Annotated in this window: 18 protein-coding genes; 9 read left to right on the forward strand and 9 right to left on the reverse strand. The window is 68.1% G+C overall.

All coding sequences use genetic code 11. The features are described from left to right. Positions 1–248 precede the first annotated feature (248 nt). Positions 249–1,103: an HAD family hydrolase gene (locus tag GON09_RS15740; RefSeq protein ID WP_374195330.1), complete on the forward strand. Its 855-nt coding sequence runs from the start codon at positions 249–251 to the stop codon at positions 1,101–1,103. Between the two features lie 442 nt (positions 1,104–1,545). Here GON09_RS15740 and GON09_RS15745 read toward each other — a convergent pair whose 3' ends face one another. Next, positions 1,546–2,295, reverse strand: coding sequence for an oxidoreductase (locus GON09_RS15745; protein WP_213932601.1), 750 nt, complete (start codon positions 2,293–2,295; stop codon positions 1,546–1,548). 197 nt (positions 2,296–2,492) lie between these two features. Here GON09_RS15745 and acs point away from each other — a divergent pair, with 197 nt between their 5' ends. Further along, positions 2,493–4,424: an acetate--CoA ligase gene (acs, locus tag GON09_RS15750; RefSeq protein WP_213932602.1), complete on the forward strand. Its 1,932-nt coding sequence runs from the start codon at positions 2,493–2,495 to the stop codon at positions 4,422–4,424. A 68-nt stretch (positions 4,425–4,492) separates the two neighbouring features. On the opposite strand, the gene GON09_RS15755 is transcribed toward acs, so the two are convergent. Next, on the reverse strand, positions 4,493–5,863 hold the full coding sequence (locus GON09_RS15755) for an MFS transporter (RefSeq protein ID WP_307854391.1): 1,371 nt from the start codon (positions 5,861–5,863) through the stop codon (positions 4,493–4,495). A gap of 204 nt (positions 5,864–6,067) precedes the next feature. Here GON09_RS15755 and nhaA point away from each other — a divergent pair, with 204 nt between their 5' ends. From nhaA to GON09_RS15770, 3 genes are read left to right on the forward strand one after another with little or no spacing between them, the layout of a single operon-like run. Beyond that, on the forward strand, positions 6,068–7,294 hold the full coding sequence (gene nhaA, locus GON09_RS15760) for a Na+/H+ antiporter NhaA (protein ID WP_213934473.1): 1,227 nt from the start codon (positions 6,068–6,070) through the stop codon (positions 7,292–7,294). Beyond that, positions 7,294–7,809 carry a phage holin family protein gene (locus tag GON09_RS15765; protein ID WP_213932603.1) on the forward strand — a complete coding sequence of 172 codons (516 nt, stop codon included), beginning with the start codon at positions 7,294–7,296 and terminating at the stop codon, positions 7,807–7,809. The genes nhaA and GON09_RS15765 overlap by 1 nt, the downstream gene beginning before the upstream one ends. Before the next feature lie 14 nt (positions 7,810–7,823). Next, positions 7,824–8,759 (forward strand): alpha/beta fold hydrolase, encoded by a 936-nt coding sequence (locus GON09_RS15770; protein WP_213932604.1) that lies wholly within the window; start codon positions 7,824–7,826, stop codon positions 8,757–8,759. Between the two features lie 39 nt (positions 8,760–8,798). Here the strand turns inward: GON09_RS15770 and marP are convergent, their stop codons facing one another. Genes marP through nth form a run of 4 tightly spaced genes read right to left on the reverse strand, consistent with a single transcriptional unit; the run spans position 8,799 to position 12,145 of the window. Further along, the gene (gene marP / locus GON09_RS15775; protein WP_213932605.1) at positions 8,799–9,986 is read right to left on the reverse strand and encodes an acid resistance serine protease MarP; all 1,188 of its coding nucleotides are present in this window, start codon (positions 9,984–9,986) and stop codon (positions 8,799–8,801) included. Then, positions 9,983–10,681 (reverse strand): NUDIX hydrolase, encoded by a 699-nt coding sequence (locus GON09_RS15780; RefSeq protein WP_213932606.1) that lies wholly within the window; start codon positions 10,679–10,681, stop codon positions 9,983–9,985. Before GON09_RS15780 ends, marP begins: the two co-directional genes overlap by 4 nt. Further along, positions 10,678–11,346: a TlpA family protein disulfide reductase gene (locus tag GON09_RS15785; RefSeq protein WP_213932607.1), complete on the reverse strand. Its 669-nt coding sequence runs from the start codon at positions 11,344–11,346 to the stop codon at positions 10,678–10,680. Before GON09_RS15785 ends, GON09_RS15780 begins: the two co-directional genes overlap by 4 nt. Positions 11,347–11,350: 4 nt before the next feature. Beyond that, positions 11,351–12,145 carry an endonuclease III gene (gene nth, locus GON09_RS15790; protein ID WP_213932608.1) on the reverse strand — a complete coding sequence of 265 codons (795 nt, stop codon included), beginning with the start codon at positions 12,143–12,145 and terminating at the stop codon, positions 11,351–11,353. 72 nt (positions 12,146–12,217) lie between these two features. On the opposite strand from nth, the gene GON09_RS15795 reads away from it, so the two are divergent. Together GON09_RS15795 and GON09_RS15800 are read left to right on the forward strand one after the other, a co-directional pair. Continuing rightward, the gene (locus GON09_RS15795) at positions 12,218–12,490 is read left to right on the forward strand and encodes a hypothetical protein (RefSeq protein ID WP_213932609.1); all 273 of its coding nucleotides are present in this window, start codon (positions 12,218–12,220) and stop codon (positions 12,488–12,490) included. Positions 12,491–12,681: 191 nt separating this feature from the next. Beyond that, positions 12,682–13,356 carry a Crp/Fnr family transcriptional regulator gene (locus tag GON09_RS15800; protein WP_006552426.1) on the forward strand — a complete coding sequence of 225 codons (675 nt, stop codon included), beginning with the start codon at positions 12,682–12,684 and terminating at the stop codon, positions 13,354–13,356. Positions 13,357–13,431: 75 nt separating this feature from the next. On the opposite strand, the gene GON09_RS15805 is transcribed toward GON09_RS15800, so the two are convergent. The 3 genes from GON09_RS15805 to GON09_RS15815 all read right to left on the reverse strand — a co-directional run bounded on the left by GON09_RS15805 (position 13,432) and on the right by GON09_RS15815 (position 14,933). Further along, positions 13,432–14,220, reverse strand: a complete 789-nt coding sequence (locus GON09_RS15805; RefSeq protein ID WP_213932610.1) for an MBL fold metallo-hydrolase — start codon at positions 14,218–14,220, stop codon at positions 13,432–13,434. 80 nt (positions 14,221–14,300) lie between these two features. Further along, positions 14,301–14,765: a RidA family protein gene (locus GON09_RS15810; protein ID WP_213932611.1), complete on the reverse strand. Its 465-nt coding sequence runs from the start codon at positions 14,763–14,765 to the stop codon at positions 14,301–14,303. A gap of 3 nt (positions 14,766–14,768) precedes the next feature. Continuing rightward, positions 14,769–14,933 carry a DUF4177 domain-containing protein gene (locus GON09_RS15815; RefSeq protein WP_006552429.1) on the reverse strand — a complete coding sequence of 55 codons (165 nt, stop codon included), beginning with the start codon at positions 14,931–14,933 and terminating at the stop codon, positions 14,769–14,771. A 50-nt stretch (positions 14,934–14,983) separates the two neighbouring features. On the opposite strand from GON09_RS15815, the gene GON09_RS15820 reads away from it, so the two are divergent. Both GON09_RS15820 and GON09_RS15825 read left to right on the forward strand, forming a co-directional pair. After that, positions 14,984–16,000: an ArsA family ATPase gene (locus tag GON09_RS15820; protein ID WP_374195394.1), complete on the forward strand. Its 1,017-nt coding sequence runs from the start codon at positions 14,984–14,986 to the stop codon at positions 15,998–16,000. Further along, complete coding sequence (locus tag GON09_RS15825; RefSeq protein ID WP_213932613.1) at positions 15,997–17,127, forward strand: ArsA family ATPase; 1,131 nt, start codon at positions 15,997–15,999, stop codon at positions 17,125–17,127. The genes GON09_RS15820 and GON09_RS15825 overlap by 4 nt, the downstream gene beginning before the upstream one ends. Positions 17,128–17,135: the final 8 nt, after the last annotated feature.

Here is a 17,135-nt window from a genome sequence, read left to right on the forward strand (position 1 = left end):
TGCGCAGGAACCGGGGTGTAGAGAGAGTGCGAAGATCGGCCGCGAACACCCTCCGACAAAGCGACAGCCCTCGCCAGGGGGGAGGAGGCGAGGGCCGTCTGCGTTCAGCCCCGGGGGGTCGGGCTGAACACAACCCGGGTATCGACCCGGGCATTCGCGATAGTACACCGTTAGGTGCGATTACTTGCAACTTCAAACACCGGCGCGCCGCGCACCCGGCACCCCGAAGTCCGTGCGCACCTATTGTGGTGATCGTGACCGATACGTCCGTGAATCCGTCCCGACCGGCCCCGTCGTCCGGGGGCTCACCGGATGCGGCTCGCATCGCAGCGTTCTTCGATCTCGACAAGACCGTCATCGCCAAGTCGAGCGTGCTGGCCTTCACCCGCCCGTTCTTCGAGGAGGGTCTTCTCAGTCGCCGTGCCGTACTGCAGAGCACCTACGCCCAGCTGCTCTACCTGCTCTCGGCGGCGGATCAGGCCCGGGTGGACCGGATGCGCGAACATATCGCACACATGTGCAAGGGCTGGGACGTCGAGCAGGTCGGATCGATCGTCGAAAAGACTCTGCAAGACGTCGTGACACCGCTCGTCTACGCGGAGGCGAAGGATCTGATCGCCGACCACCGCGCCCGTGGTCACGACGTGATCATCGTGTCGGCGTCGGGTCAGGAAGTGGTGACGCCGATCGCGCGGACACTCGGTGCCTCCCACAGCACGGGGAGCCGGATGCGGATCGCCGACGGCCGGTACGCCGGCGAGCTCGAGTTCTACTGCTTCGGGGAAGCGAAGGCGGTCGCGATCCGCGAGCTCGCCGATCGATACGGCTACGATCTCTCCCGCAGCTACGCGTACTCCGATTCGGCCACCGACCTGCCGATGTTGCTGGAGGTCGGTTATCCGCGCGCGGTCAACCCGGATCGTCCGTTGCGTCGGGCGGCCACCGAAAACGGTTGGCCCATTCTCACTTTCGCCCGTCCCGTGCCGCTCGGACGGCGCGCCCGCCCCTCGCCGCGCGCCCTGGCGACGCTCGCCGCCACCCTCGGCGCGACCGCACTGATACTGGGTGCCACTCGTCGCCTGGCCAAGCACCGGATGCGTTGACACTCAGGGCCACTCGTCGCAAGAACGGAAACAGAGCGATGAAGTTGGGGGCTTGCCGACATCTCCCGGACGGGGTAGAAAGGAGTTACGGAAGGGCGGAAGGCCAAGACCGAATCGGAAGAGAAGATTCGATCTCCCGACTGTTCTTCCCAGCACGGACACCGAGTACCCACGCGAAGCCGATGCCACTATAAGGGCACAAGTGTTGTGGGCCTGCGAGTTCCGGATTTTCGAAGACAAGTACCCCGCACCCGTTGCGAGGACGAATCGACGATACCCGGATCATCGCCGAGGCCGTTGAATCACAACCCATTTCAGCACGCATGGTAACTCGGACCGCCCGTGCTAGCGGGTGGCGGAATCGATCTCGATCGATATGCCACCCGCTTTCGCGTGCGAGGGCGCTTTTCGATCAGGCGGCTCCTGTGAGGGATACCCCCACTCAACCGGCGAAGGCCTCCGCGATCGACGTGGCCTCACGGGCCCCGGCCTCGAGCGACCCGCAGCAGAACAGCACCCAGCCGCCCACACCCTCCGCGGTTCCCGCCCCGAATCCGGCGACACCGTCGCGGTAGGCCTGCAGGCGGCGCATCCAGTGCACCTCGGGCACGCCGAGATTGTGCGTGTCGAGTCCGGACGCGACGCACACCAGCCGGGAGGCTGCCCGCGCCACGACACCGTCGGCGACACCGAAAGGCTTCAGGACGGACAGTTCGCCGTGCACGACCGCCGCGAGAACCGGCGCCGGGGCGTTCGTCCCGCCGGTGACGAGTTGCGCGAGCGCGTCGAGACGCTCGGCGACACCCGGTTCCGCGCGCGGACGCCCCAGTTCCTCCGCGTCCTCCACCAGATCGGCGGCGGCGAGCAAGTGGAGGCGGGCGAGCGCCTGCAGCGGAGCACGCCGCCAGGTCGCGACCATGTTGCCGAGCGCATCGCCGTCGAGCACCTGCGCCACCCGGAGCGCTCCGGCCAGGACCGGATCTCCGTTCTCCCCCGGTTGCGGAAGTTCCGTCGACCCACCGTCGATCGACGCCGAGGCGCGTGCGGCCCGCACCGACGCCTCCGCGGCGGTGTTCGCCCATCCGCGCCGGTTGGTCCGATGTCGGTGCACCTCCGCAAGCGCGTCGCGGGCACGGTCGGCCGCGTCGCGCACACCCGGAAGGTCGACGAGAGGCTGAAGAGGGTCGGTCACGTCGACGACGGTACCGGCGCTCACGCGGCGAGCGGACGAGAGGTTCACCGGTCGTGCCGGAATGCCGTTCGTCGCGCGAAATCAACCGATGAGCGAAAGTGACAGGGTTGCATATCGATGCAACGGTGCGGCGCCGGTCACAGATGATTACGCTCACAAGAGCCCGAATGGAACCACCCGGAAAGAGGCCCCGCATCATGACGAGCGCAGCCCAGGAGCACGAATCGAAGGCGTACCCGCCGAACCCGGAGTTCACCGCCACCGCCAACGCCGGTCCGGAACTGCAGGCCGCGGCCGACGCCGATCGGCTCGGTTTCTGGGACGAGCAGGCGAAACGACTCGACTGGGCGCAACCCTGGACGGAGGTGCTGGACTGGTCGGACGCACCGTTCGCGAAATGGTTCGTCGGCGGCACGCTGAACGTCGCCTACAACTGCGTCGACCGGCACGTCGAGGCCGGTAACGGCGATCGGGTCGCGATCCACTTCGAGGGCGAGCCCGGCGACAGCCGGTCGCTGACCTACAACGACCTGCTCGCCGAGGTCTCTCGCGCCGCGAACACTTTCACCGACCTCGGTCTGGTCGCCGGCGACCGCGTCGCGATCTACATGCCGATGATCCCCGAGGCCATCGTCACGATGCTCGCGTGCGCGCGGCTCGGTCTGACCCATTCGGTCGTGTTCGGTGGGTTCTCCTCCCATGCTCTGCGTTCCCGGATCGACGACGCTCAGGCCAAGCTCCTGGTCACCGTGGACGGGCAGTGGCGCCGTGGTCAGGCCGCGCCGCTCAAGAACGCCGCCGACGAAGCGGTCGCCGACGCGAAGTCGATCGAGCACGTGCTCGTCGTCGCGCGCACCGGCATCGACGTCGAGTGGACCGAGGGTCGCGACCTCTGGTGGCACGAGACCGTCGAGAAGGCCTCGCCGGAGCACCAGGCGCAGCCGTTCGACTCCGAGCATCCCCTGTTCATCCTCTACACCTCGGGCACCACCGGTAAGCCCAAGGGCATCATCCACACCTCCGGTGGATATCTGACCCAGGCGTCGTACACCCACCACTACGTCTTCGACCACAAGCCGGGCCGCGACGTCTACTGGTGCACCGCCGACATCGGCTGGGTGACCGGCCACAGCTACATCGTGTACGGACCACTGAGCAACGGCGTCACGCAGGTCGTCTACGAGGGCACCCCCAACTCGCCGAACGAGCACCGGCACTTCGAGATCATCGAAAAGTACGGGGTGTCGATCTACTACACCGCCCCGACGCTGATCCGCACCTTCATGAAGTGGGGTCGCGAAATCCCCGACGCCCACGACCTGTCGTCGATCCGTCTGCTCGGCAGCGTCGGTGAACCGATCAACCCGGAGGCGTGGCGCTGGTACCGCGAGGTCATCGGCGCAGACTCCGCCCCGATCGTCGACACCTGGTGGCAGACCGAGACGGGCGCGATCATGATCTCGCCGCTGCCCGGCATCACCGCCACCAAGCCCGGTTCGGCGATGGCTCCGCTGCCCGGTATCTCCGCGAAGATCGTCGACGACGAGGCCAAGCCTCTCGGCCCGGGCGGTAACGGCTATCTGGTCCTCGACCAGCCGTGGCCGGCGATGCTGCGCGGCATCTGGGGCGACGATCAGCGCTACCGCGAGACCTACTGGTCGCGCTATGAGGACCAGGGCTGGTACTTCGCCGGCGACGGTGCCCGCTACGACGACGACGGGGCGCTGTGGGTGCTCGGCCGTGTCGACGACGTCATGAACGTCTCCGGTCACCGCATCTCCACCTCGGAGGTCGAGTCGGCACTCGTGTCGCACCCGTCCGTCGCCGAGGCCGCGGTCGTCGGCGCCGCCGACGAGACCACCGGTCAGGGCATCGTCGCGTTCGTGATCCTGCGCGAGCACGTCGAGAACACCGGCGACGAGCTGATCAAGCAGCTGCGCGACCACGTGGCGGTGGAGATCTCCCCGATCGCCAAGCCCCGCCAGATCACCGTGGTACCCGAGCTGCCGAAGACCCGCTCGGGCAAGATCATGCGCCGTCTGCTGCGCGACGTCGCCGAAGGCCGCGAGCTCGGCGACACCTCGACGCTCGTCGACCCGGCCGTCTTCGACGCGATCCGCGGCAAGTAGTCCCGAACGACGAGAACGGTCCCTTCCGGATCGGCGGATCCGGAAGGGACCGTTCTCGGTCTGCGCGACTACACCTCGTCGAGCGACCGGTCGCGAGTCTCCTTGACGACGAGCAGCGCGACGAAGGTCGTCGCCGCAGCGATCAGCAGGTAGATGCCCACCCAGCCGACGCCGTAGCTCGTGGCCAGCCAGGTCGCGATGAACGGGGCCACCGCGGCACCGAGGATGCTCGACACGTTGTACGAGATGCCGGAACCCGTGTAGCGGACGTTCGTCGGGAACAGCTCGGGCAGGATCGCGCTCTGCGGTCCGAAGGTCAGGCCCATGAGCAGCATGCCGACGATGAGGAAGAACAGCATGCGGCCGGAGCTCATACCATCGCTCGACAGCAGGAACTGGAAGCACAGGCCGAACACCATGATCGCGCCTGTGACGACCAGCAGGGTCGAGCGGCGACCGTAGCGGTCGGCGAGCCACCCGGCGACGGGCACCGCCGCGGCGAAGAACAGCACCGCGACCAGCTGCAGCACGAGGAAGTCCGCGTACTGGAAACCGGCACCGTGGCCGCCCTCCTCGGGGGTCTTGCCCGTTCCGAAGCTCAGGACCCAGGTGGTCATGATGTAGAAGAGCGTGTACGTCGCGAGCATGACGAAGGTGCCGATGATCAGCTCACGCCAGCTGGTCTTGAACACCTCGGCGAGCGGCGTCTTGACCTTCTTGCCCTCGGCGACGGCCTTGGCGAAGACCGGAGTCTCCTCGAGCTTGAGCCGCACGTACAGGCCGATGATCACCATGACCGCGCTGAGCAGGAACGGGATGCGCCAGCCCCATTCGAGGAAGGCGCTCGACAGGTCGGGGTCGCCGTTGTCGTGCCCGAGCAGCAGCGTGATGATCAGGAACAGGCCGTTGGCTCCGATGAAGCCGATGGGTGCGCCGAGCTGCGGCCACATCGCCGCCCAGGCTCGCTTGCCGGGCTCGGCTGTCTCGGTCGCGAGCAGGGCCGCGCCGGACCATTCCCCACCGAGGCCCAATCCCTGGCAGAAGCGCATGAGGGCCAGCAGGGCCGGCGCAATGAGCCCGGCCTGATGGTAAGTCGGCAGCAGACCGATGAGGAAGGTCGCGATACCCATCGTCAGGAGCGAGCCGACGAGGGTGACCTTGCGGCCGATGCGGTCGCCGAAGTGCCCGAAGACGATGGATCCGACCGGGCGGGCGACGAAGGCGATACCGAAGGTCGCCAGGGAGGCGAGCAGCGCGGTCGTGCTGTTGCCCTGCGGGAAGAACAGGTGCGGGAAGACCGAGACGGCGGCTGTCGCATAGATGTAGAAGTCGTAGAACTCGATGGACGTGCCGACCATGCTGGCGACGACGATGCGCCGGCGCGGGACACCCGCGACGACCGAGGAGCCGCCGTCCTCCACTCCGAACGATGTGCTCACTGAACCAACTCCAGGACTTGTAACCAAATGTTGAGAGAGAATCCCAATTACTAGGAAAAGTGAACACCCCGGTTTCCGTCCCCCGCAAATCGGACACCCTTGGTCTGCTCGACTCGTACACCGTTAGACTCCCGAGGAGGTGTGCCGGGAAGTCTGGTCGGCGACGGCTCGGCCGTGCCCGTATCCCCCGACCGAAAGACGCTCGTGTCCGACACTTCTTCGCCCACCTGGACCGCACCTCTGGGTCGCTTCCTCCGCACCGAGACAGTCGGTGGTTCGCTGCTGCTCATCGCCGCAGCGATAGCTCTGATCTGGATCAACTCCCCGTTCGGCGACTCCTACACCGCACTGCGGGACTTCACTTTCGGCCCGGAATCGTTACACCTGCACCTCTCGGTGGGCGACTGGGCCAAGGACGGCCTGCTCGCCGTCTTCTTCTTCGTCGCGGGCCTCGAGCTCAAACGCGAACTCGTCACGGGTGAACTCGCCGACCGCAAGAAGGCGATGCTCCCCGTCATCGCCGCAGCAGGCGGCGTGATCCTGCCCGCCCTCATCGCGGCCCTCGTCGGCTGGGGTGCACCGGGAATGGACCGGGGCTGGGCGATTCCGGTCGCCACCGACATCGCCTTCGCGCTCGGCGTGCTCGCTCTCACCGGTTCCCGCATCCCCACCAGCGCCCGAGTGTTCCTGTTGAGCCTGGCAGTGGTCGACGACCTCATCGGCATCGCGCTCATCGCGATTCTGTTCACCTCGGGGCTCGCCGTCGCGTGGCTGCTCGCCACGGTGGCCGCAGCGGCGGTGTACTGGCTCGCGCAGCAGAGACGCATCACCACCCCGTGGTTGTACGTGCCGCTCGCACTGTTCACCTGGTATGCCATGCACAGCGCCGGTATCCACGCGACCGTCGCCGGAGTCCTCCTCGGCCTTCTCACCCGTGTACGCAACGATCCCGGCGAGGACTACGCACCCGCCGAGCGACTGATCCATCGCATCCAGCCGTGGTCCGCCGGCCTGTGCGTTCCGCTGTTCGCCCTGTTCGCCTCGGGTGTGCCCATCGGTGCGCAGATGCTCGGCGAGGTGTTCACCGATCCTGTCGGCCAGTCCGTCGTCCTCGGTCTGCTCGTCGGGAAGACCGTCGGGATCTTCGGCGCCACCTGGATCGCGATCCGGTTCGGTTTCGCGACCCGCCCGACCGGACTGATGTGGGGCGACGTGTTCGCGCTCGCCGTGATCGGCGGCATCGGATTCACGGTGAGCCTGCTCATCGCCGAACTCTCGCTCGGCGACATCCACGGCGGCGAACCCGCCGAGATCGCCAAGGCCGCCGTACTGGTGACGTCATTGATCGCCTCCGTCATCGGGTCGGCGCTACTGTTACGGCGTGGGCGCGCCCACCGTCAACGGAACGAACCAACCGAAGGGGTCGAGTAGTGAGCGTGACGAACGCGAATCGTCCGGAGAACGGAGTCCCGTCGAGCATCTCGGGCATCCCGTTGACGAAGGTGGACGCTCCGACACCCCGCGACGCCAGTGTGGGCGAATTGGTGCGCGATGCGGCGACGCAGCTGTCCACCCTGTTCCGCGCCGAGGTCCAGCTCGCCAAGGCCGAGGTGACCGGTGAGGTCAAGAAGGGCGTGCAGGGCAGCCTGTTCTTCATCCTCGCGCTCGCCGTGCTGACCTTCAGCTCGTTCTTCTTCTTCTTCTTTCTCGCCGAACTGCTCGACATCTGGGTGGCGCGCTGGCTCGCCTTCCTCATCGTCTTCCTGATCATGCTGGTGGTGACCGGCCTGCTGGCCTTGATCGGCTATATGCGGGTGCGCAAGGTACGCGCGCCCAACAAGACCATCGACTCGCTCAAGCAGGCCGCGTCGATCCTCCCGAACAACCAGGACGGTCACGACCCGGCCGGACCCCGCCACGCCGCGCCGCGTCACGCCACCCGCTGACGACCGGACCGTCAGTGCCCGTCCCCGACCCGTCCACGGTCCGGTATCCCGGACCGTGGACGCATAGAGACATCCACGCCAACGGCATCCGATTCCATGCCGTCGAAGCCGGCCCGCACGACCCGGACACACCGCTCGTGGTGTTCGTGCACGGCTTCGCCGACCTGTGGTGGTCGTGGCGCCACCAGCTCACAGCCTTCGCCGAACTCGGCTACCGGGCCGTCACTGTGGACCTGCGCGGTTACGGCGACACCGACAAGCCGCCGCGCGGGTACGACGGGTGGACACTTTCGAACGACATCGCGGGACTGATCCGCGCGCTCGGGCACACCGAGGCGATCCTCGTCGGCCACGCCGACGGGGGCCTCGTGTGCTGGGCGACCGCGGTGCTCCACCCGAAGCTCGTGAAGGCGATCGCAGTGGTCGACTCACCGCACCCGATCTCACTGCGCGACGCGACGCTACGCGACCGCGCGCAACGCACAGCCCTGCTGCCGACCTTCCTCGCCTACCAGCTGCCGTGGCGCCCCGAGCGGAAATTGGTCCGCGACAACGGCCTGGAGATCGAACGGCTGATGCGGGTGCGCTGCGGCCCCGACTGGCGACGCACCGACGAATTCGCCGAGGTCGTCGACCGGCTGCGCACCGCGATCCGCATCCCGGGCACAGCCCATCTGACCCTCGAATACCAGCGCTGGGCGTTCCGCAGCCAGTGGCGTCCCGACGGGCGCCGGTTCATGAAGGCCATGGACGTCGAGCTCACGCTGCCGATCCTGCAACTCCACGGCGCACTGGATCCCTACGTCCTCGCCGCGACACTCCGCCGCTGCGTGCGACACGCCCCGGGCCGGATCCTGAAATTCGTCGACGGGGCCGGCCACTACGCCCATCAGGAGAAGCCCGACGCGGTGACGGCGTTGCTCGCCGACTTCGTCCGCACACTCGACTGACCTGCCCACCCGAGGCCGGCGGCCGGACGATGCGGGCGGTCAGACGATGCAGGCGCCGGTCGCGACCGGCTGATTCCCTCCGGCCATCGCCAGCTGGCGGCTCACCTCTGCACCGGTGAGAACGAAGCCGGTGTCGGTGTCGTCGACCGCCGCCCCGAAGACCATCCCGAGGACGTTGCCGGACGGGTCGACCAGCGGACCACCCGAATTGCCCTGACGGATCGTGCCACGCACCGTGTACACCTCGCGCTCGACGGTGCCGCCGCGGTAGATGTCCGGGCCCTGCAGATCGAGTGTCTCGCGGATTCGCGCCGCGCTCGCCGTATACGGCCCGCCACCCGGGTAGCCGAGCACGATCGCATCGTCACCCGACTCCGCGGCCTCCGACGCGAAGGCGAGCGGTTGCGCGGTCAGTCCCGGCACCGCCAGGATCGCGACGTCCACTTCCGGGTCGAACAGCACGACCGTCGCGTCGAGCGGGCCACGCTCCGTATCGACGGTCACCGCCGCGGTTCCTGCGACGACGTGCGCATTCGTCATCACCCGTTCGGGTGCCACGACGAAGCCGGACCCTTCGAGCGCCTTCTGACAGCTGGGCGCGACACCGTTGATGCGCAGCACGCTCGTCTGCAGCCGGGCCGGCACCGATCCTTCGAGCAGAGCGCCGTCGGGTACTTCCACCTCGGCGATCGGGGTGCGCCCGAACGGTCCGATCACATCGGGCAGACCCGACGTGTCGAGCAGAGCCGAGAACTCGTTGGGGATGGCACGCATCCAGTCGGGAGCGGCAGCGTCGACCGTCCCGAGCACCTGGGATCCCCGAACAGCCGCGGAGACAGCAGGCTGGGTCGTGGCGGTCAGGGGGATGGCGAGCAGCCACGCGGCGACGAGCACCGCGACCGACTGGAGACCGGCGCCGACGACACTGTCCACCGCCCGCGCGCCCGGACTGTGGATGCCGCTGCGCGCGGCACGGCCGAGCACCATGCCGGCCACCTCGCCGATCACGACCAGCACCACGATCAGAGCGATCCCTGCCAGGATGCGCATGCGCGCGTCGTCGATGTGCACGAGCACGTGCGGGGCGATGAGGATGCCCGCGACGGCACCGAGCAGCACGCCCAGAAATGCCAGTGCCGAAGCGACTGCTCCCTGCCGGAGCCCGGAGGACGCGGCGATCAGGACGATCACCACGATGATCAGATCGATCCAGCCCGATCCGGTCATGATTCGACCACCCCCGTCTCCAGTTCGGTGAGCACGACGTCCAGATCACGGACATCGTGGTGATCCCACTCGATCTCCCACCCCGACACCGCGAACAGACCCGCAAGCACGCCCGCGGTGAAACCCCAGACCAGCATCCCGTCCACCTGGAAGGCCGGACCCTGATACCCCAGCCGATGGCGGACCTGGAAACGGTTGTCGGGGTCGAGCAACTCGTGCAACGACACCCGGACCACGCGCGTCGCCTCCTGCGGATCCACCACACCGACGGGGCTCGGGGTCTCCCAGTAGGCGACCACCGGTGTCACATCGAAGCCGGAAGGCGGGATGAACAGTTCGGGCAGTACGGCGAGCGGCCGGATCCCGGAGGGGTCCAGGCCCGTCTCCTCTTCTGCCTCGCGCAGCGCGGTGTGGATGGCCCCGTAGTCCTCGGGGTCGGCGGCACCTCCGGGGAAGGCCACCTGTCCGCTGTGCTGCCTCAACGTCGCGGCGCGCTGGGTGAGCAGGACGTCGGCGTCGGCGGGAAGCCCGCCGCGAGCGATCGGATCGGCCGCCGGCGACCCGCCGAACAACACCAGCACCGAGGCCTGCCGTACCCGCGCGTCGCGGGGTGCGCGGCGGTTCAGGATCGGGTTGAGACCGTGCGGGTCGGTCGGGGACGCCGAGGCGACACGCCGGAGCCATTCGGGGATCACGCGGCCACCCCCAGATGTTCCTCGACGACCGAGGCGACCTCGTCGGCGGACCGGAACGGGATGGGGAGCACCGCGGCGACCGATCCGTCGGCGCGGAGCAGCACCGTCACGGGAAGGACGGCGGGCGCGCCGACCGCGGCCTGCACACGACCCGAACCGTCCTGGACACCCGGCAGCCGCACGCCGTAGTCGGCGAGCCTGCCGAGGGCGTTCGACTCGTTGAGGTCGGTGTGGACGGTGACGACGGTGACCGTCTCCCCCGCCCGGGCGGCGTACTCCTCGAGTACCGGCAGCTCCTCGGCGCAGGGTGCGCACCACCACGCCCACAGGTTCACCACGGCGGGCCTGCCGGCCAGGGCGGCCGCGAGGTCGACGGAGGATCCGTCGCCCACGCACTCGAAGACCAGTCCGGCGAGTGGACCGGCCGCAGAGGAGGACGCGTCCGGCTGCGGACACGGGGTCAACGCCGCCGCCTCACGCAGAGGCGCGAGGGCCTGCGCGTCGTCCTGGGGACGCCGGTCGGCGGACGCGGCCGACGGCATGGTCGGCCCCGACCCGGTGGTGGGCGGAGTGTCGTCGCGGTCGCGCGGCCAGATCGCCACGATCAACGCGAGGACGACGACGAGTGCTGCCAGGCTCCAACGGCCTGCTGTGGAAGGACGCACTCCGTCACCGCCCGGCCAGCTCGAGCAGGTGCTCGGTCTCCGGTCCCTTCACCAGCGCGGCCGCGATCTGCGGATCGGTGGGCCCGGTCCCGTAGGACGGGCAGTCCTTCGCGAGCACACACACCCCGCACGCGGGCTTGCGGGCATGGCACACCCGCCGGCCGTGGAAGATCACCCGGTGCGACAGCAGCGTCCACTCCTTGCGTTCGATGAGCGCACCCACCGCGTGCTCGATCTTGACCGGATCGGTCTCCTCGGTCCATTTCCATCGGCGCACGAGCCGCTGGAAATGGGTGTCGACGGTGATACCCGGCACATCGAAGGCGTTGCCGAGGATGACGTTGGCGGTCTTGCGCCCGATGCCGGGCAGCGCGACGAGATCCTTCAGGCAGGCGGGTACCTCACCGTCGTGACGTTCGAGCAACGCCTGTCCGAGTCCGATCAGCGAGTTGGCCTTGTTGCGGTAGAAGCCGGTCGAGCGGATGTACTCCTCGAGCTCGGCGCGGTCCGCCTCGGCGTAGGCGCGGGCGTCCGGATAGCGGGCGAACAGAGCGGGCGTCACCTGGTTGACCCGCACATCCGTGCACTGTGCCGACAGGATCGTGGCGACGGCGAGCTCGAGGGGGTTCGTGAAGTCCAGCTCGCAGTAGACGTGCGGAAATGCTTCGGCAAGGCGCCGGTTCATCCGGCGTGCGCGACGGACGAGGGCGAGGCGCGACTCCGGTCCGCGAGCCTTTCCGTTCACTCGGCGCGGGGCCGTCTCGGGGCTCTCGGACTGGGTGGCATGCACCTGGTCCACTCTACGTAAACACTCCCCCCAGGATTCGGCCCCGTGTCTCTTCCGAGACCTTCCCGGTGTTTACTTCCGGGTATGCAAGCTCTTGCTGTCGTCCTCTTCCCGGTGCTGCTCATGTTGTTCGCACTGTCCATGGAACGTGTCGAAGCGCGCTTGAGTCGGTTGTCCGTCCGTGAGCAGGAAGTGGAAGAGTTCCTCGACAAAGCGGACCAGGCCGATGTCGCGGCACTCGCTCGTGAAGGCTTCCCGGGCGCCCTGGCCCGCTTCCAGCGTCGCCGCCGCCGCGGACCGAGCGCCGACGGAGCGGACGATTCGGACGGCCATCTCGGTGCCCGTCGCGCCAGCTGAACGACTACTTGCCGGTAGCCTCGAGGTACCGATGATCGGGTTCGTCGACCGTTTCCGTGGTATCGGTCACTCACTCGTGAAGCGCGCACGATAGACTGGTCGCTCGTACGCCTGACAGGTGACCTGCCCGGGAAGTCCGTCGACGTGCAGACCCGGCAGTAGATGACGAATCATTCCCAAAAGGAGCGCACGTGGACGAGGTCCTGGCCAGAGCAGGCATCTTCCAAGGAGTCGAGCCCTCGGCGGTTGCGGCGCTGATCAAAGAGCTTCAGCCTGTAGATTTCCCGCGCGGCCATGTCATCTTCAACGAGGGTGAACCCGGCGACCGGCTGTACATCATCGTCTCCGGCAAGGTGAAGCTCGGGCGTCGTTCGCCCGACGGCCGCGAGAACCTCCTGACGATCATGGGCCCGTCCGACATGTTCGGCGAGCTGTCGATCTTCGACCCGGGTCCGCGCACCTCCACCGCCACCACCGTCACCGAGGTGCGTGCCGTGAGCATGGACCGCGACGCGCTCAAGGCGTGGATCGACCAGCGCCCCGAGATCGCCGAGCAGCTCCTCCGTGTGCTGGCCCGTCGTCTGCGTCGCACCAACAACAGCCTCGCCGACCTGATCTTCACCGACGTCCCCGGTCGTGTCGCCAAGGCGCTGTTGCAGCTCGCCCAGCGTTTCGGCACCCAGGAGGCCGGCGCCTTGCGTGTCACGCACGACCTGACGCAGGAAGAGATCGCGCAGCTCGTCGGTGCGTCCCGCGAGACCGTGAACAAGGCCCTGGCCGACTTCGCTCACCGCGGCTGGCTGCGCCTCGAGGGTAAGAGCGTGCTGATCTCCGACTCGGAGCGTCTGGCGCGTCGCGCTCGCTGACCCACAGACAACCGACAAGGCCGGGACGCTTCCTGCGTCCCGGCCTTTCGTGTGCGCCGGCCTGGGTGTCTCGGCTCAGCCGTGGCTGCGCAGGTACTCCAGCTGGACGTTGACCGACTTCTCCGCCGCACCCCACAACGACTGGTCGACGTCGGCGTAGACGTGCTCGACGACCTGCCGCGCGGAGGCGTCGGTGCCGAGGGTGCGCAGCGCACCGCGTACCTGTTCGAGTCGTCCCTCCCGATGCGCGAGGTACTCCCGCGCGATCGTCTCGAGGTCGGGCAGCTCGGGACCGTGCCCCGGCAACACGGTGTAGCCGCCGCCCAGGCCGATGAGCGACCTCAGCGACCTGAGATAGTCGCCGAGGTCGCCGTCCGAGTCGTCGAGCACGGTCGTGCCGCGTCCCAGGATGGTGTCGGCGGTGAGCACACTGCGTTCGCCCTCGAGGACGAACGACAGCGAGTCGGCGGTGTGCCCCGGCGTCGCGACCACCCGGATGCGCAGTCCTGCCGCCTCGACGACGTCGCCGTCGGACAACTGCTGCCCACCACCGTGGCGGTGTTCCGGCAGGACCGCGTGTACCGGGCAGTCCGCGAGCTGCGAGAAACGTTCGGCGCCCTCGGTGTGGTCGAAGTGACGGTGACTGATGAGTGTCGCTGCCACCGGTACCTGCGCGATCCGCTCGAGATGTCCTTCGTCGAGGGGACCCGGATCGACCACGACACATTCGTCGCTGCCGGGAGCCCGGAGGATCCAGGTGTTCGTTCCCTCGAGGGACATGATCGAGGGGTTCTCGGCCAGGATCACCGCGGCGTTCTCGGTGACCTGCCGCAGCTGCGCGTAGGCGGGGTGGACCAGCGCCATCTACTCTTGCCTCTCGTGTCGAGTCCGTCGGGATCCGTCCCCGCCGCCTGCGGCGGATGCCGCAGCCGGAGGAGGTGGCGTCAGCGTACTTCCGCCATCAGCTCGACCTCGACGGGAGCGCCGAGGGGCAACTCCGCGACACCGACGGCCGAGCGGGCATGCGCCCCGACCTCGCCGAAGATCTCGCCGAGGATCTCCGACGCGCCGTTGATGACGCCGGGCTGCCCGGTGAAGCCTTCCGCGGACGCGACGAAGCCGACGACCTTCACGATGCTCGCGATGTTGTCGAGCCCGACGAGACCGTCGATGGCGGCGAGAGCGTTGAGCGCGGCGGTCCGGGCCGCGGTCTTCGCCTCCTCCGCCGACACCTCCGCGCCCACCTTGCCGGTGTGCGTCAGCTTCCCGTCGACCAGCGGCAGCTGACCGGAGGTGTAGACGACGTCGCCGTTGCGGACGGCGGGCACGTAGGCCGCGACCGGCGCGGCGACCGGCGGCAGGGTGATGCCGAGTTCGGCCAGGCGTTCGCTCCAGGTGTGGTGCGCCACGGATCAGCCCTTCGGACGCTTGAGGTAAGCGACGTGCTGCTCACCGGTGGGCCCGGGCAGCACGGTGACGAGCTCCCATCCGTCGGCGCCCCACTGGTCGAGGATCTGCTTCGTCGCGTGCGTGAGCAGCGGCACGGTTGCGTATTCCCATGTGGTGGTTTCACTCATGTCCTGACCCTATCCGGCACCGTTCACCGTCCACGACTTATAGGCTCGTGATCGTGGCATCTCCGACATCACATTCCGGCGAGTGGCCGGCAGGCGCCGCCCAGGCGCGACTGCACTTCGTGTCCGGCAAGGGGGGCACCGGCAAGTCCACCGTGGCCGCTGCGCTCGCACTGGCGCTCGCCGCCGGAGGGCGCAAGGTCCTGCTCGTCGAGACGGAGGGACGCCAGGGCATCGCCCAGCTGTTCGACGTGCCGCCGCTTCCGCCGGTCGAGACGAAGATCGCCACCGCCCCGGGTGGCGGCGAGGTGTCGGCTCTCGCGATCGACATCGAGGCGGCCTTCCTCGAATACCTCGACATGTTCTACAACCTCGGATTCGCCGGTCGCGCGATGCGGCGGATCGGGGCGATCGAGTTCGTGACCACGCTCGCCCCGGGCCTGCGCGATGTGATCCTCACCGGCAAGATCAAGGAGACCGTGGTGCGGACCGACGCGTCGGGCACACCCGTCTACGACGCCGTGGTGGTCGATTCCCCGCCCACCGGCCGCATCGGGAGCTTCCTCGACGTCACCAAGGCCATGGCCGATCTCGCGAAGTCCGGTCCGATCCGGTCGCAGAGCGAGGGTGTCGTCCGGCTGCTGCACTCCGATCAGACCGTGATCCATCTGGTGACCCTGCTCGAAGCGCTGCCCGTGCAGGAGACGGCCGACGCGGTGGAGGAACTCGAGGCCGCCGACCTCCGCATGGGGACGGTCATCGTCAACCGCACCGCTCCCGAACACCTGCCCGAGGAACTCGTCGACGACGTCGCCGCCGGCCGAATCGAGGGGCCCACGATCCGGTCGACCCTCGAACGGGTGTCCATCAAGCTCTCCGACGACGATTTCGCCGGCCTGCTGACCCAGACCATCGAGCACGCCGCGGTACTCCAGGCGCAACAGGTGAGCGCCGCTCAACTCGACGAAGTGAAGGTGGCACGCATGTCCCTACCGGCCCTCGCCGACGGTATCGATCTCGGTGGCCTCTACGAACTCGCCGACGCCCTCGCCGAGCAGGGTGTCCGATGAGCGCATCGATCCGGAAGGCCCTCGACGTCGGCCGCATCCTGGACGACCGCTCGTCCCGGGTGATCGTGTGCTGCGGGTCGGGAGGTGTCGGTAAGACGACCACCGCGGCGGCGCTCGCACTGCGGGCCGCCGAACGGGGCCGCAGCGTCGTGGTGCTCACGATCGACCCGGCGCGGCGACTGGCACAGGCCCTCGGGGTCGCGTCGCTCGACAATGCCCCGCAGAAGGTGGAGCTCGGTCCCGAGGCGAAGGGCGAGCTGCACGCGATGATGCTCAACATGCGGCGCACCTTCGACGACATGGTGCTCGAGCACTCGACGCCGGAGAAGGCCCAGCAGATCCTCGACAACCCCTTCTATCAGACCGTGGCGTCGTCGTTCTCCGGCACACAGGAGTACATGGCGATGGAGAAGCTCGGTCAGCTCTCGCAGAGCGACGAGTGGGACCTCATCATCGTCGACACTCCGCCGTCCCGTAATGCGCTCGACTTCCTCGACGCTCCTCAGCGGCTCGGAGCGTTCCTCGACGGCCGGATGATCCGGCTCTTCACGGCTCCCGGGCGGGGCTTCGGCCGCTTGGTGACGGGTGCGATGGGGCTCGCGCTCAAGGCGGTCTCGACGATCGTCGGGAGTCAGATGCTGTCGGACGCGTCGGCCTTCGTGCAATCGCTGGACTCGATGTTCGGTGGGTTCCGGGAGCGCGCCAACCGCACCTACCGGTTGCTCCAGCAGCCGGGAACGCACTTCATGGTGGTCGCGGCACCGGAACCCGACGCTCTGCGCGAAGCCTCGTTCTTCGTCGAGCGACTCTCGGGCGACCGCATGCCGCTGTCGGGTCTGGTGCTCAACCGCACGCATCCGACCTTGTCGGCGCTGCCTTCCGATCATGCCCTCACCGCGGCGGATCAGCTCGCCGAGGAGGAGGGGGTGGACGCGCACGCCGCAGAGGCCGTTCTCCGCATCCACGCGCATCGGGCCGTGATCGCCAAGCGGGAACTGCGGTTGCTACGCAACTTCACCGCGGCGCATCCCACCGTCCCCGTCGTCGGGGTGCCCTCCCTGCCCTTCGAGGTCTCGGATCTCGAGGCCCTCCGTGCCGTAGGCGAGCAATTGACCCGCGAGGCGTGATGTCTCGC

The sequence above is a fragment of the Rhodococcus sp. B50 genome (assembly GCF_013602415.1).
GTDB lineage: Bacteria > Actinomycetota > Actinomycetes > Mycobacteriales > Mycobacteriaceae > Rhodococcus.

Coding starts and splice junctions, on each gene's coding strand:
- acs (WP_213932602.1), top strand. CDS start 2,493: ATGACGAGCGCAGCCCAGGAGCACGAATCGAAGGCGTACCCGCCGAAC.
- marP (WP_213932605.1), bottom strand. CDS start 9,986: ATGACCGGATCGGGCTGGATCGATCTGATCATCGTGGTGATCGTCCTG.
- GON09_RS15795 (WP_213932609.1), top strand. CDS start 12,218: ATGCAAGCTCTTGCTGTCGTCCTCTTCCCGGTGCTGCTCATGTTGTTC.
- GON09_RS15805 (WP_213932610.1), bottom strand. CDS start 14,220: ATGGCGCTGGTCCACCCCGCCTACGCGCAGCTGCGGCAGGTCACCGAG.
- GON09_RS15815 (WP_006552429.1), bottom strand. CDS start 14,933: ATGAGTGAAACCACCACATGGGAATACGCAACCGTGCCGCTGCTCACG.
- GON09_RS15825 (WP_213932613.1), top strand. CDS start 15,997: ATGAGCGCATCGATCCGGAAGGCCCTCGACGTCGGCCGCATCCTGGAC.